Origin of the sequence: Sphingobium tyrosinilyticum (genome assembly GCF_042654265.1) — a bacterium.
Lineage (GTDB): Bacteria > Pseudomonadota > Alphaproteobacteria > Sphingomonadales > Sphingomonadaceae > Sphingobium > Sphingobium tyrosinilyticum.
Map to the genome: position 1 here is coordinate 22,505 of NZ_JBHSFZ010000058.1, position 14,010 is coordinate 36,514.

Annotated in this window: 15 protein-coding genes and 2 pseudogenes; 13 read left to right on the top strand and 4 right to left on the bottom strand. The window is 58.9% G+C overall.

Annotated features, from left to right (window positions below; translation table 11 throughout):
* Window positions 1-24 precede the first annotated feature (24 nt).
* The 8 genes and pseudogenes from ACFO3E_RS16045 to ACFO3E_RS16080 all read left to right on the top strand — a co-directional run bounded on the left by ACFO3E_RS16045 (window position 25) and on the right by ACFO3E_RS16080 (window position 6,865).
* The gene (locus tag ACFO3E_RS16045) at window positions 25-852 is read left to right on the top strand and encodes a phytanoyl-CoA dioxygenase family protein (RefSeq protein WP_380806140.1); all 828 of its coding nucleotides are present in this window, start codon (window positions 25-27) and stop codon (window positions 850-852) included.
* A 57-nt stretch (window positions 853-909) separates the two neighbouring features.
* Complete coding sequence (locus ACFO3E_RS16050; RefSeq protein ID WP_380806142.1) at window positions 910-1,980, top strand: TauD/TfdA family dioxygenase; 1,071 nt, start codon at window positions 910-912, stop codon at window positions 1,978-1,980.
* A gap of 96 nt (window positions 1,981-2,076) precedes the next feature.
* Window positions 2,077-2,837 (top strand): annotated as a pseudogene (locus ACFO3E_RS16055) (IS5 family transposase).
* Between the two features lie 265 nt (window positions 2,838-3,102).
* The gene (locus tag ACFO3E_RS16060) at window positions 3,103-3,846 is read left to right on the top strand and encodes a 2-oxo acid dehydrogenase subunit E2 (protein ID WP_380806145.1); all 744 of its coding nucleotides are present in this window, start codon (window positions 3,103-3,105) and stop codon (window positions 3,844-3,846) included.
* A gap of 16 nt (window positions 3,847-3,862) precedes the next feature.
* Window positions 3,863-4,180, top strand: a complete 318-nt coding sequence (locus tag ACFO3E_RS16065) for a 2Fe-2S iron-sulfur cluster-binding protein (protein ID WP_380806147.1) — start codon at window positions 3,863-3,865, stop codon at window positions 4,178-4,180.
* 167 nt (window positions 4,181-4,347) lie between these two features.
* A complete protein-coding gene (locus ACFO3E_RS16070; protein WP_380806150.1) occupies window positions 4,348-5,109 on the top strand; it encodes an SDR family NAD(P)-dependent oxidoreductase in 762 nt (253 codons plus the stop codon).
* On the top strand, window positions 5,109-5,909 hold the full coding sequence (locus tag ACFO3E_RS16075; RefSeq protein WP_380806152.1) for an enoyl-CoA hydratase/isomerase family protein: 801 nt from the start codon (window positions 5,109-5,111) through the stop codon (window positions 5,907-5,909). Before ACFO3E_RS16070 ends, ACFO3E_RS16075 begins: the two co-directional genes overlap by 1 nt.
* Window positions 5,910-6,049: 140 nt before the next feature.
* Window positions 6,050-6,865, top strand: coding sequence for an SGNH/GDSL hydrolase family protein (locus tag ACFO3E_RS16080; protein WP_380806619.1), 816 nt, complete (start codon window positions 6,050-6,052; stop codon window positions 6,863-6,865).
* Here ACFO3E_RS16080 and ACFO3E_RS16085 read toward each other — a convergent pair.
* The 4 genes and pseudogenes from ACFO3E_RS16085 to ACFO3E_RS16100 form a co-directional block, all read right to left on the bottom strand.
* Window positions 6,823-7,902: an NADH:flavin oxidoreductase gene (locus tag ACFO3E_RS16085; RefSeq protein ID WP_380806155.1), complete on the bottom strand. Its 1,080-nt coding sequence runs from the start codon at window positions 7,900-7,902 to the stop codon at window positions 6,823-6,825. The two genes, ACFO3E_RS16080 and ACFO3E_RS16085, sit on opposite strands and share 43 nt — an antisense overlap.
* A gap of 150 nt (window positions 7,903-8,052) precedes the next feature.
* Window positions 8,053-9,042: an SRPBCC family protein gene (locus ACFO3E_RS16090; protein ID WP_380806622.1), complete on the bottom strand. Its 990-nt coding sequence runs from the start codon at window positions 9,040-9,042 to the stop codon at window positions 8,053-8,055.
* 57 nt (window positions 9,043-9,099) lie between these two features.
* A pseudogene (locus ACFO3E_RS16095) lies at window positions 9,100-9,444 on the bottom strand (aromatic ring-hydroxylating oxygenase subunit alpha); the annotation flags it as partial.
* A gap of 116 nt (window positions 9,445-9,560) precedes the next feature.
* Window positions 9,561-10,979, bottom strand: coding sequence for an aromatic ring-hydroxylating oxygenase subunit alpha (locus ACFO3E_RS16100; protein ID WP_380806158.1), 1,419 nt, complete (start codon window positions 10,977-10,979; stop codon window positions 9,561-9,563).
* A 207-nt stretch (window positions 10,980-11,186) separates the two neighbouring features.
* Here ACFO3E_RS16100 and ACFO3E_RS16105 point away from each other — a divergent pair, with 207 nt between their 5' ends.
* From ACFO3E_RS16105 to ACFO3E_RS16125, 5 genes are all read left to right on the top strand, one after another.
* Window positions 11,187-11,954 (top strand): HpcH/HpaI aldolase family protein, encoded by a 768-nt coding sequence (locus ACFO3E_RS16105; protein ID WP_380806161.1) that lies wholly within the window; start codon window positions 11,187-11,189, stop codon window positions 11,952-11,954.
* Between the two features lie 17 nt (window positions 11,955-11,971).
* Entirely contained in the window at window positions 11,972-12,817 is an 846-nt protein-coding gene (locus ACFO3E_RS16110) for an SDR family oxidoreductase (RefSeq protein WP_380806164.1), read from the top strand.
* 74 nt (window positions 12,818-12,891) lie between these two features.
* Complete coding sequence (locus tag ACFO3E_RS16115; protein WP_380806167.1) at window positions 12,892-13,224, top strand: hypothetical protein; 333 nt, start codon at window positions 12,892-12,894, stop codon at window positions 13,222-13,224.
* Window positions 13,225-13,320: 96 nt separating this feature from the next.
* A complete protein-coding gene (locus ACFO3E_RS16120; protein ID WP_380806169.1) occupies window positions 13,321-13,512 on the top strand; it encodes a hypothetical protein in 192 nt (63 codons plus the stop codon).
* A gap of 86 nt (window positions 13,513-13,598) precedes the next feature.
* A complete protein-coding gene (locus ACFO3E_RS16125) occupies window positions 13,599-13,997 on the top strand; it encodes a M20/M25/M40 family metallo-hydrolase (RefSeq protein ID WP_380806171.1) in 399 nt (132 codons plus the stop codon).
* The last annotated feature ends 13 nt before the right edge of the window (window positions 13,998-14,010 follow it).

The window sequence follows — 14,010 nt, forward strand, 5'->3', positions numbered from 1 at the left end:
GCAGCTGAAAGGATCTTGATAGGCATGACGATGTTGCACGATGACGCGAAGCGGCAGCTGCAGGAAGAAGGCTGGTGTGTTTTCCCCGCACTGCTTGATGCGCAGCAGGTGAGGCGGGTCAACGAGGCCCTGGATCGGATAGTGGAGGAGATGCGTCGGCGTGGCGCGTCCACCCACAGCCCGCTGCTCGACCCCAACGGCGCTAACGTCCGCGTCTATAATCTGCCGGACTGGGACCCGGTGTTCGTTGAGCTGCTGCGCCATCCCGCCTGTATGGAAATTGCGCAGGAGGTGTTGGGCGAGGGATTCATCGTCTCCAACTTCACCGGAAACATCGCGCATCCTGGATCGCAACCGATGCGGATTCATTCGGATCAGGCTCTGTCGGTGCCCGGTCCATGGCTCGAACCCTGGGCACTGAACCTGATCTGGTGCCTGGACGATGTTTATGATGCCAATGGCGCAACGCGGTTTGTGCCTGGCAGCCACAAATATACCTGCTTTTCGGAAGTGCCTGAGGATATCGCCGAGCGCACCGTAGCGTTCGAGGCGCCTGCCGGGTCGCTGATCGCGATGGAAGGCCGAGTTTGGCACACGTCGGGATCGAACCGTACGGAAGGCGCGCGCCGCGCCATGCTGTTCGGCTATTATGTCCGTGATTTCGTGCGGCAACAGGTCAACTGGGACGTATGCCTCTCACCCGCAACGCAGGACTCGCTGGACGATGAGGCGCGCGCACTGCTCGGCATGGGGCCTAAGGCCAATGTCCGTATAGGCTCCGCGCTGTCACGACTGACGCCTGATGCGGAGCGCCCGGATATATTGTCGCGGGGCAAGCGCGAAGACGCGTGAGGGGAACAGGTTTGATCGCGGCCGGGATGAGCGGCGCCCAAGAATTGGAGAGGGACTATGCTGAACACTGAAACGATGGAAAAGGATTCTGCTCGCCTGGAACAGGTGCGCTCGCTGTTTGGTAGCGATGTGCGCCTGTCGGAGCCGTTCCCCGGCCGCCCGCCGCTCTGGATCGAGCCGGTGGAGCCGGAGCTTGCGCAACATATCGATGCCGCCACCGCATGGGTCGTAAACAATCGTGCTGCGATTGAGGCTGCGCTGCTAAGTTTCGGCGCGTTGTTCTGGCGTGGCTTCGCGGTGCACCGGCCCGAAGAGTTCGAGCGTTTCCTCAGCGACTTCACACCCTTTTCCCAAGGCTATGTCGGCGGCACCAGCCACCGCAAGGCGGTAACGGGCAAGGTAATGGAGGCTACCCGTGCGGACGATCATATCAACATCATCATGCACCAGGAAATGGCCTATCTGCCTAACACCCCCCGGCTGCTGGCCCTTTACTGCAACAAGGCGGCCGAGGTCGGCGGCGAAACCCCGATCGCGGACATGCGCGGGCTGATGGAAGCGTTGCCGCAGGGATTTCAGGACAAGCTCAAGGCGCATGGCGTTCGTTACATCCGCAATTTCCGCAATGAAGATACGCTTAATGACTGGCGCGCCGATCCCTCGTTCAACCATCACAGCTGGCAATATTGGTTCGAGACGACCGACCGCGCGGAGGTCGAGCGGGTGATGATTGAACGCGGATCGAATGTGCAGTGGAATGAGGATGGCAGCCTTACGATCTGGACCGTTCTGCCGGGGACAGCGGTGCATCCAAAGACGGGCGAAACGCTGTTTTTTAATCAGATTTACGCCATGCGTCAGCACCGCCTTACGATCGGCGAGGAGAAGATCGCCCGCATCGACGCCGCCTATCCCAATTATCTCGACAAGCCTAACGCCGCTGCGTTCGGCAATGGCGAGCCGCTCTCCGAGGAAGATTTCCTGGCGATGCATACCGAGATGGAGAGGCGTGAAGTCGCCTTTTGCTGGGAGCCGGGCGATGTCATGCTGCTCGACAACAAGCTGACGGCGCATGGCCGTCATCCCTACAAGGGCCAACGTGACACGCAAGTGATGCTGTTTGAGTGAACTGCGGTCATCATCGGCACTAGGGCGCGAACTCATAAATTGAGTTGAGCTCTCCGCCTTCGCATGATTCAGGCGCTCTTTGAGAATGGAGGGCGTATGGCGCGGCGGCGGTATGAACTGACGGACAAGGAATGGCTGATCATCGAGCCGTTGCTGCCCAACAAGCCCCGCGGTGTTCCGCGGGTAGATGATCGGCGAGTGCTAAATGGAATTCTCTGGCGCTTCCGTTCCGGTGCGCCTTGGGCCGAGATCCCAGAGCGTTATGGTCCATCTACGACCTGCTACAACCGGTTCGTTCGTTGGCGAAAAGCCGGTGTGTGGGACCGTCTGTTGGCAGCGGTTTCCGCTGGCTTCAACGGCGAACTGGTGATGATCGATTCCACCTGCATGCGCGTCCACCAGCACAGTGCGACGGGGAAAAAGGGGGACCTGGAGATCATGGCATGGGACGTTCCCGGGGCGGCCTCACGACCAAGCTCCACGCTCTTGTCGACGCTGACGGACGTCCTGTCAGCTTGCGACTGACGGGTGGGCAGGTCCACGATGCGTGCGAAGCCGAAGCCCTGATCGAGGCTATTCCCGAAGGCGCCACCCTGCTCGGCGACAAGGGGTATGACAGCACCGCAATACGCCAGGCTGCGGCAGCCAGGAACATCTGGGCCAACATTCCCAATCGCTCCAATCGCAAGCAGCGCTTTGGCTTCTCGTCCTGGCTCTACCGCCAGCGCAATCTCGTCGAGCGCTTGTTTAATCGGATCAAGCAGTTCCGGGGCATCGCCACTCGATATGACAAGGATGCTGCCAACTATCTGGCGGCGATCAAGCTCATCTGCACACGCCTCTGGTGCAATGCGTAATGAGTCTGCGCCCTAGATTGCTGTCGAGGATAATCGATCGCTTGGTAAAGGGTAATATGGCAATCGTTCGGATTGCAAAGGTGCACTTCCGAGTTTTTTTGATGTATTGGTGAGGCATTGATGGTCTCCTGCGCTCGGCGATATCGTCGAAGCGATCTTTCGCGCAGAGTGGTCTTGGTGAATCGGTAAATGTTTGACGCCGCTGCAGCCAGCCTAAATGTTAGCGCCACATCTTCCACATTTCTGCCTCAGATGGACATGAGCAATGGTCGCTACGCAAAATGAAATTCCCGCGGCTCCTGAGATTGACTTTTCAACATTTGGACCGGTCGAGAGAAAGCCGGTTAGCCGCATCCAGAAATTTGTAGCGAGTTTTCTCCATCGCAACTGGGTCACCATTCCGCACGTGACGCATCACGATGAAGCGGACGTTACGGATCTGGAAGAGCGTCGCCGCGCTCTATTTTCAAAAGATCAAGTCAAGATAACCCCGGTGCCGCTCATTGTGAAAGCGATAGCACTTGCTTTAAGGGAATTTCCTCAGTTCAACGTATCGTTGGATGCAAAAAGTGGAGACATCCTGCAAAAGCAGTATGTGCATATCGGTGTTGCGGTTGACACTCCGAAGGGGTTGTTGGTGCCCGTCGTTCCGAACTGCGACAGCAAATCCGTTCTGGAGATCAGTGCGGAAATCCAGAGTCTCTCTGAAAAAGCCAGAACGAAGGGACTTTCTAACCAAGAGATGTCTGGCGGGTGCATCACTTTGACATCATTGGGGCATATTGGAGGAACTGGATTTACACCAATTGTCAATGCACCCGAGGTTGCAATTCTGGGCGTCTGCCGTGCTCGCCAGCAACCATTTCGGGGCGAAGGTGGCGGCATAATATGGCGCCAGATGCTGCCTCTCTCGTTGAGTTATGATCATAGAGTCATCAATGGAGCCGATGCCGCGCGCTTTTGCCGTTTTATAGCGCAAACCCTCTCCTCCCCAGCATTGTTCGACTGAGGGGTTGATACAGGATATGCAGAATGTGATTGTCGTCGATCGCGCGGGTATCGAGCACACGATTGGGGCGGATGAAGGCCTCTCATTAAGGGAGGTCCTTAGTGAGAGGGGTTTCGATGAGCTGCTGGCACTCTGCGGAGGTTGCTGTTCCTGTGCGACTTGTCATGTCTACGTTCATCCAGCCTTCTCGAGCATGCTGTCACCCTTGACAGAGGAGGAGAATGATCTGCTCGACAGTAGTGAGCACCGGCAGGAAAATAGCCGATTGTCGTGCCAACTGGTGGTCGATCAGAATTTCGAAGGCATGAAGATATCGATTGCGCCGGAAGATTGAGGCGTCGGCCGGGCCCAATAAGTTGGAGGCAAACGCCGCGATTCAAATCGCAGTGACGGTGGATGGAGGGCTCGGCTCCCCAGGGCTTGGCGGCATGGCTTGGCCACTTTAACGGTCTCCCCCGTAGCGGCGGTTCCGAGCCGGCCGGTAGGAGGAGTTAGACAATCATGGAGATCAAGGGTTTAGCGGCCATCGTCACTGGCGGTGCATCGGGGCTTGGCAAGGCGACCGCCGCAATGCTGGCGGGGCAGGGCGCAAAGGTGGCTATTTTTGACCTGAATGACGAGCTCGGTCGCGCTACCGCGAAGGAGGTGGGCGGCAACTATGTTTCAGTGAACGTCGCCGACGACGCCAGCGTATCGGCGGGCCTGGATCAGGCGGCAGCGGTGCATGGCGTGGCCCGCATCCTTGTGAATTGTGCCGGGATTGCCCCTGCGGTGAAGACAGTCGGCCGAGAGAATGCTCCGCATCCGCTCGATTTGTTCGCCAAAACCATCGCCATCAATTTAGTGGGCAGCTTTAACGTTATCGCCAAGTTCGCAGCTAGGCTTGCAGCTGCAGACGAAATCGAAGGTGAGCGCGGCGTGATCGTCAACACTGCCTCGGCCGCAGCGTTCGATGGGCAGATCGGCCAAGCGGCCTATTCCGCTTCCAAGGGTGGTGTTGTTGGCATGACTCTACCGATCGCGCGCGATCTTGCACAGCACAAGATCCGGGTCATGACCATAGCGCCAGGTCTGTTCCTCACGCCCATGCTGGAGAGCTTGCCGGAGCAGGTTCAGGAAGCCCTGGGCGCCCAGGTGCCGCATCCGAGCCGTCTTGGCAAACCGGATGAATATGCGCAGTTGGTCGAATCCATCGTTCGCAATCCCATGCTGAATGGCGAAGTTGTCCGCCTCGACGGCGCAATCCGCATGGCGCCGCGCTGATGACAGACAGTGGCGGTATATCCTTTTCGATTGAGGATGGCGTTGCGCATATAGTTCTTGATCGACCCGATTCCGGCAATGCCATAGACCTGCCGCTTGCCCGATCTCTGCTGACCGCTGCGATCCGCTGCGATATGGATGATGCCGTGCGCTGCATCGGCCTGAGGGGGCGGGGCCGGCTTTTTTGTGCAGGTGGAGATGTGCACCTCATGGGCGGCGCCGGCGACAAGCGCGCGGAACTGCTAAGCGAATTCATAGCGACGCTGCACGCGGCTGTTCAGCGGCTGGCACGTGCGCCCAAGCCGCTGGTGACATTGATTAATGGTCCTGCTGCTGGAGCTGGCTTCAGCCTTTCCATGCTGGGTGACGTAGCGATCGGCGCCCGTTCAGTTCATTTCACGGCTGCTTACGGGGCGCTTGGGCTGACGTCGGATGGGGGGCTCAGTTGGCTTCTGCCCCGGTTGCTCGGATTGCGTAAAGCGCAAGATATCCTCACAAACCGCCGGATCATGGCCGACGAAGCGGACGCCATTGGATTGGTCTCGCGGATCGTTGACGATAGCGCTCTGATGGACGAGGGCCTAAAGATCGCAGCGAAACTGGCTGATGCGCCAGTCGCGGCGGTCGGGGCGGCGCGCGCTCTGCTAATTGATAGTTTCGAAACCGGGCTCGAGGTGCATCTCGACCGTGAATTACGCTCCATGGTCGTTGCAGCTGGCCGCCACGAGAGCGAGGAAGGCTTGCGCGCACTGCTGGAAAAACGTCCCGCCCATTTTAGAGGCGGACGTTCGGTCGCTTAGTGTTTGCGCGCGCGGCTCATTTACCTGCACGGTAGTAATCTGTCGAAAGGAAGGCAAACATGTCGGACTCAAGGAAGGAATGGAGCTGGAAGGCAGTATGGTTCATGCTGCCGGCCATGAGCCTTTCGGCGTGCGCCGGCATGCAACCGTTGGCAAAGGCGCCCCTGCCGCAAGATGCGCGTTATGTTGCTCTCGGCAGTTCTTTCGCCGCGGGACCTGGCATCGATCCCGCTGAGCGGCCGCGCACGCGATGCGCCCGATCGATGCTTAACTATGCGCATCAACTCGCGGCACGCCGAAGGTTGACCTTGGTGGACGTTAGTTGCGGCGGAGCGACGACCGCGCATTTGCTGGGGCCATGGAATGAGTTGCCGCCGCAACTGGACAGCGTGACGGCCGATACCCGGCTGGTGACCGTGACGATCGGCGGCAATGATGTCGGTTATGTAGGGCGGCTCTTCGGTGCGTCCTGCCGCGCATCGGCTACTAATCCGAGCGTCTGCCCGCGTCTTCCTGAGCCATCGGATGAAGATTGGGAGAAGTTGCACGCATCGATGAAGCGCATAGCCACGGAGGTGAAATACCGAGCGCCGTTGGCAAGGTTGATCTTCGTGGATTATGTAACATTGCTGCCCGAGGAGGGAAGCTGTCAGGCAACACCCATGGGCTCGGAAGATGCTGGGAAAATGCGCGCGGTCGCGCGGCGCTTGGCTGACCTCACGGCCCAGGCGGCTCAAGAAGCAGGCGCAGAGATTCTGAGCGCTTGGGCGCTTTCGCGGAATCATACTCCCTGCCAACCGGAGCCTTGGGCGGCAGGCGTCCCCTATAAAGGCGGTCCTAAAGTGTTGGCGGCCTATCACCCAACATTGCTGGGGATGACCGCGATCGCCGATGCGCTCGACGATATGCTGCGTTACTCGCCTTCGACGAAGCCGGGGAAGTCGGCTTCCAAATAAGCGAGGAAGGTCGGGCTGACCGCCTGTTCGAGCAAGTGAGCGCGGGACAGCGGCAGAGTGGGCATCCCATAATCTGCCGCTTCCCGCACCCGGCGAGGGAAATCATGATTAGCGATCGCAGCTCTGCCGATCAGCACGAAATCAGCGCCGGCGTCCAAACATGCCTGCGCCGTTGCACCGGAGCGGACCTGTCCGGCAACACCGAGACGCGTCTTCGCTCGATCCAATTCCGCGAACCAGGCAATGAGCGGCTTGCCCTGGTAAGCTGCTTCGACAGGGTCCTTGAATACGTCCCAAAGCGACAGGTCGAGAAAATCGAGGCCGCCTTCCTGCATCAACTGTTCGGACAGGGTCAACACATCAGCCATCTGTAACCCCATTCGCTCGCCAGAGAGGCGCAGGCCGAGCGTGAATTGTGGCCCACACCTTTTACGCACGCCATCGATGATCGCACGAATAGGCTTGGCACGATTATCCAGCGAGCCGCCGAAGCAATCGGTGCGCTGGTTCATCTGGGCGCTGAGGAAGGCGCAAAGCAGGTAAGTATGGGCGCCATGCAGTTCCACGCCGTCGAATCCGGCCCTCTCGGCACGTTCTGCTGCGCTAATGAAATCTTCGATCATCGCTTCCACCTGCCCTTGGGTCATCGCCACTGCGCCGAACTCGGGATCCTCGGACGGAGCGACGCGCGGAAGGCCCGTCGACATGGCGGCTCGCGCGCCGCCATGGTGCAGTTGGAGCAGTGACAGGCTGTTAGCGGCACGAATTGTGTCGGCCGCACGAATGAGGCCTGGCAGACAGATATCGTCGTGTACGCCAAGCTGACCATCAAATCCCCTACCCTCAGGATTGACGAAGGCAGCAGCCGTCATGACTGCGCCAAAGCCTCCCTGCGCGCGCAGCCCCAGCCATCGCTCCTCCTCTTCGGAAAGGGTGCCGTCGGCGTGGCTTTGCTGGTTCGTCAGTGGAGCCAGCATGAAGCGATTGGTCATCACGGCCCCGCTGGAGAAGGAAAGCGAAGCGAATAGATCGGTCATGGCGGGCCTCATAAAGTTCGACAGGGTGCGTGCGGACCAACGCGCAGGCTGAGCACTCAGCGTCTGCTTGCATCCCAAAGAGGGTGCGCACAATGCATGTTGCTCATGTCATTGTTCCTAGCGAAATTCCAGACTTGGGCGCCGGCCGTTTTAGAATCCAAGATCGGCGATGGGGCCGAAGCTGCAACCATTAACCACATGATGCGCCCGATTCAGTCGGTTAATATCGAGTCCGGCAAGATAACCGTCGATCAAGCGTTCGAAATTGCTGATTGCTCCTTCGTGAACCTCCGACAATCGCTGATATATGATTGCGCCGGACCGCAAGCCTTTTTGCTGCTCGGGCATGTTCGAATAGTCCTGCCGCGGGATCAACGGATAGTCGGGGGAGTCATATGGCAGCAGGGTCGGCGCATTGGGCGAAGGCGACGTGTCTTTTTCAGGCTTCAGCACCAGCGACCAGATCTCGAACAAGCAGCTTTCTGGTCCAGTCGGCCTGATGCGGTAGGATGCCATCGCCGAAAATTGCGGCAGCAAGAAGAAATTGGGGAAGAACAGTTCATTGCCTTGACCCGGATAGCGGCTGAGCACGGCTGCGATATCGAACATCGGCAAACCTCGCGCTAAACCATCGTCACGAATAGCGTCGCAAGCACGCTTGAAAAAGCATTGGATTGCTTCATGCGGATCGTCTGGCAGTTCCATGTCGCGGAGTGTTTCCAGTATCCTCACCTCGCTGTGGTGGACCAAGCCCCCCATGCCTTCGCTGAGGTTCACCATCAGATCGATCGACCGGTTGACTGCCTCACGCGCGGTGAGCCCGAGTTTTGGGTCAAGGCCGTTTCTGTCGCCCAACTCGCCGCCGAACGTGCGGCTTAGCGCATGAAATTGCGGGTGGGTTTTCATCAGATGGTACATCTCCATGAAGGCTTCAACCGCAACCTTCCAGTTGACCGGCAGTTCGGAGGCATACCACCAGTCCACCCGCAGTTTTTCGACATGCCGCGCGTCCAGTTCCTCAGTCAACGGACCAAGCGAGTTCATCAGAGGCTGCGCGTCGACATCGAAGTTGATAAAGGCGCAGCCCGCCCAGGTTTCGACACGCACGGGTCTGAGGTGGATTTCCGCTTCGTCGAGCACCGCTTCTGAAAAGATGCCGCGACGCTGCCCGAACACGAAGCTGTTATGGCCCTCGAGATCGTAGCGCCAGCCGTGGAAGGGGCAGATGAACCCGCGGTTGCGACAATGGCCCGCTCCTTCAACCAGCTTCATGCCCCGATGGCGACAGACGTTGTGGAAGGCGCGGAGCCCAGTCTTTGACCGAACGATGATGACGCTTTTTTCTAGCAGCCGATATTCGGTATAATCCCCAATATTGGGGATTTCCTCCAGGCGGCATGCCATCTGCCAAACCCGGGACCAGAGCTTTTCCCGCTCGAGATCGAAAAACATCTGGTCACAATAGCGCTTTGCCGGGATCAATGCAGGATTGGTGACACGCAACGGCACGGACGCAAGCGCGTCCTCGACGAGATTTGTCATATGTTCTCCTCTCCCATGGGGACGTAGACACACGCCTCACGCCGGCAATTTTCGGGCGGCGGCCTTTCGCGGCCGGTCTTAACCCTTTGTCTTCGGTGCGCATGGAGCGCTAAATATCAAAAGCCGATATCGACGATCGGCGAGTCATATCCCTGATTAACGGCACGATTGCCTGCCGCCAGCAACTGCGGGTCAAGACCCGCGAGATAGCCATCGATTAACCGCTGATAATTGCTGATCATTCCTTCATATTCGTGGGACAGGCGCATATAGTCAAAGCCCTTGGCATGCAGGCCCAACTGCTGGCGTGGCAGGTTGGAATAGTCCTGCTGCGGAATTTCGGGGAACTCTTTGCTGTCATAGGGCAGGATGGTCGGTGCCTTCGGAGTTTCGACCTCGCCTTCCTTCAGGAAGTCCAGGTTCCAGATTTCGAAGAAGCAGGTTTCCGCCGTCAGCGGGCGAATGCGGTAGGATGACATCGCGCTGAAGCTGGGAACGGTGAAGAAGTGCGGAAAGAAGAACTCCACATTATAATGGGTATTCTTGAACATCTCATTGAGGTCAGGCACCGGCAGACCGTCCGCGCGACCACGCTTCGTGACCTCTTCGAAAAAGCGCTGCGTCAGGACGCCGGCCGCTTGCTCGATTGTCTCAGGCAATTCCATGTCTCGGATGTCATAAAGGACATCGAGTTCGCGCTGGCTGACCTGACCACCCATGCCTGCGCTCAACCGTTCCAGGCCTAAGATGAACATGTCGACAAATTCTTTGACGCTGGGCGGTGACGGCCGCTTCACGCCCATATCTTGGCCAAACCGCCCATCGAGAGTGGCCATCACCATCAGTTGCGGATGCGTCCGCATGACATGATAGCCTTCCATGAAGGCTTCCATGGCGAGCTTCCAGTTGGTGGGCAGCACCGTCCCATACCACCACCGCATCTTGAGCTTGTCCATGCCGCGTTCCTCGCCGCGGTCCAGAACGGTGCCCATCGTTTCGCGCAAACCAAGTGCGTCATCGTCAAAATTGATGAAGGCGCAGCCGACCGCAGTTTCTAGGCGGCAGGGAACGAGGTTTAGCTCTGCCTTGTCGAGCGCTTCCTCGCTAAAAATCTGCTTGCCGAAAACGAAAGTGTTTTCGCCTTCATTGTTCCAGCGCCAACCGTGGAAGGGGCAGATGAAGCCCCTCGTCTTGCAATTGCCTGACTCGCCGTCGGGCACCAACTGAACACCGCGATGGCGGCAGGCGTTGTGGAATGCCTTCACACCATTTTTCGTGTTCACGATGATGACCGATTTGTCGAGAATGCGATATTCCATATAGTCGCCGACGTTCGGGATCTCTTCCAGCCGGGCCGCCATTTGCCAAGTGCGGAACCACAGCTTTTCCTTCTCGAGATCGAAGAACTGCTGATCATAATAACGACGGGAGGGAATGCGTTCGGGATCGGTGACACGCAGCGGGACGGCTGCCAGCGCTTCCTCAACCTCGGCCGGATTTGCGGATGGTTCAAACTTCACGGCGTTCGTTGCCACTACAACTTCCTCTCGCTGGCTATCGGGCGGCGTCACTCGGGCACGATCAACTCGGGCCGCCAAACTTTGGCTACAGGTATATAACGCGCCTATTGCATTGCAAGACTTGACGAAGGAGGGTGTGGCGCTCCGGGTTTGCGAGAATCGCTGGAAAGCCGTTAGAATATTCTGGTTGAATCGAAGAGCGGGAGGGAGAGGAACAGGCCGATGACTGCCCGGACGATGGACCCGATTCTTGATTCAATAGCTGCTGGCGAGCGCTGTTTTGGCCTATGGATTTCCATTCCTGACCGGCTGTCGATCGAAACCGTAGGGAAAGCCGGCTATGACTTCCTGATATTGGACGGCCAGCATGGCGGCATTGGCTGGGACGCCGTATTGCCGGCGATTCAGACGCTTGATCTCAACCGGGCTCCGGCATTCGTGCGGGTCCGTGCCAATGATCCAGGACTGATTATGCGCGCTCTTGATCTAGGTGCGCGGGGGGTGATCGTTCCGCTGGTGAATGATTCCAGTCAGGCAGCGCGAGCAGCCCGCGCCACGCGCTATCCCCCCGATGGCGACCGATCCTACGGGCCGGTCCGAGGTTATCATGTCGCTGGGGTAACGGATGCACTCCGGCCTCTCTGTTTCGTGATGATCGAAACCGTGGAGGCGATGTCGAATTTGGCGGCGATTGCGGCGACTCCGGGCATTGACGGTCTGTTTGTCGGACCTGTGGACTTGGGACTGTCGATGGGATTCGATGTCGAGGCCGCGCTTGCATGGCCATCGGCGGTGATGGAGGCGGTAGAAAAGGTGGTTGCTGTTTGTGCCAGACATAAACTGGTGGCGGGTTGCCCCGCTTTCGGGATGGATAATGCTCGTGCACTGGCCGAGCGCGGAGTGCAGTTCCTTCCATTGGGTGCGGACGTTGGACTGCTTCGCCGAGCGGCAGCCGCTGATCTGACCCAAGCGCATAGTTGGACAAGGTAACTCAAAAGGGGGTGAGGATGAGCTATCGACGCACCGCGCTGATCACCGGTGCATCCGGGGGAATGGGGCGTGCCTGCGCGCGCCTGTTCGGCGCGAGCCATGACCTGTTATTGACTGACGTTGCTGGGCCTGCACTCGATCGCTTTGCTGAGGAACTGAGCAAAGATGGATACTCTATCAGCGCCGCAAGGTCTGGGTCGATCGGCGACGCGGGGTTGGTCGAGGCGCTGGTCGATGATCTCAGCGGCAGTGACCCATTCGTGCTGGTTCACACTGCCGCAGTGTCACCATCGCAGGCAGATTGGCGTACGATATTGGAGGTTGACCTGATCGCATCGGTGCGGTTGCTCAATGCAGTCGAACCAGTCCTGCGGCCCGGCAGTGTTGGCGTGCTGATTGCGTCACTCGCAGGGCATATGGCCGCCGTTGATCCGCAAGCCGCCGCACTTTGTGCCGATCCAGTGGCACCCGGGTTTATCGATAGTATGGAGCGGGTGGTGCTGCGCGCTGCGGGCGACAGTCCCGCTGGCGCACCGGGCCCAGCTTATTCCTACGCGAAGCAGGGGCTCATCGCCCTTGCGGAACGACGCGCGGTGGCTTGGGGCGCCCGTGGCGCACGCCTCGTCTCGATCTCGCCAGGCGTTATCGCGACTCCGATGGGGCATCAGGAGATGGAGGCGCATCCAGACGCATTACGGCTAGCGACAGCGGTGCCCGCCGGCCGGACCGGAACGGCTGCTGAGATCGCGCAGGCGGCCCGCTTCCTCGCCAGCGACGAGGCGTCCTTCATCACCGGCTGCGACTTGAAGGTCGATGGGGGCGCGGTCGCCTTTGTCCGCCATGCAGCGGCTGCCGCTGCTTGACCAATCAGGAATATGTTGCCCCCGTGCAATCTTGAATGCACAGGGCAACAAGCAATATCGAGGAAATACGACTCATGGCCCGTTTCACTTACATGATCCTGAACCGCGCAAAGCCGGGTCAAGCGGAAGAATTCAAACGCTGGTATGCGGAACAGCATCTGAGTGATGTTCGCAGAGTGGAGGGTGTCGTCGATGCCAAGCTGTTCGCCGTTGATTTTCAAAAGGATTACGATCTTGACCTTCCCAACTATGATGTGATGACCATCTACGAGCTGGAATGCGACGACCCCGAAGCCAAGATCGAGGAGATCAAGGCGCTGTCCGGGACTTCCGAGATGGTCGGCACCGATACCATTGAAAAGTCTGGGATGGCGCAGGCAGTCGGACATCTGATCCGGCAAGTTTGACCCGTGCGGCGACGCATTGTTCTTGGTCCAATCTGGAGGCGCGGCGTGCGGCGGACTTTTGTTTTGTGCATTTTTGCGGCAACGGCGTTCGCACCGGTGGCTCAGGGCAGGCCGTTCGACCCCCTTGCGAGCAGAACGGCGATATCGCAGGTCCTGGCGCGGGACGCTTCCAGACTCGGTGCGCTCTACAAGGATATTCATCAGCATCCTGAACTGGCCTTTGAGGAGAAAGTGACCGCGGCCAAGCTCGCCCCCCAGATGCGGGATGTGGGCTTTACCGTCACTTAAATGGTCGGCGGCACAGGCATCGTCGCCGTCCTGAAGAATGGCAGCGGTCCGACGGTTCTGGTGCGGACGGGATGGACGCCCGGCCGATGACAGAGCGGACGGGCCTTCCCTATGCCAGCCAGGCCAGGGCAATGTGGCAGGGGCTGGAAACGTCGGTTGCGCATAGTTGCGGACATGACATCCATATGGCGGCCTGGCTAGGCGCGGCGCGGGCGCTGGCTGCGCTGCGCGACCAGTGGCACGGGACTTTGCTCTTCGTGGGGCAGCCGGCGGAGGAAACCGGCGGCGGTGCCAAGGCGATGCTGGCCGACGAAGTTATTCGGCGCTTCGGCAAGCCGGACTTCGGCTTTGCGCTGCATGTCGGCCCCATGCCTGCGGGAATGGTTTTCTATAGCGCGGGGCCGATGAGTTCTACATCCGATGCGATCGACATCGTCTTTCACGGCCGTGGCGGACACGGCTCGGCACCGTCGGCTTACCATTGATCCGGTGATGATG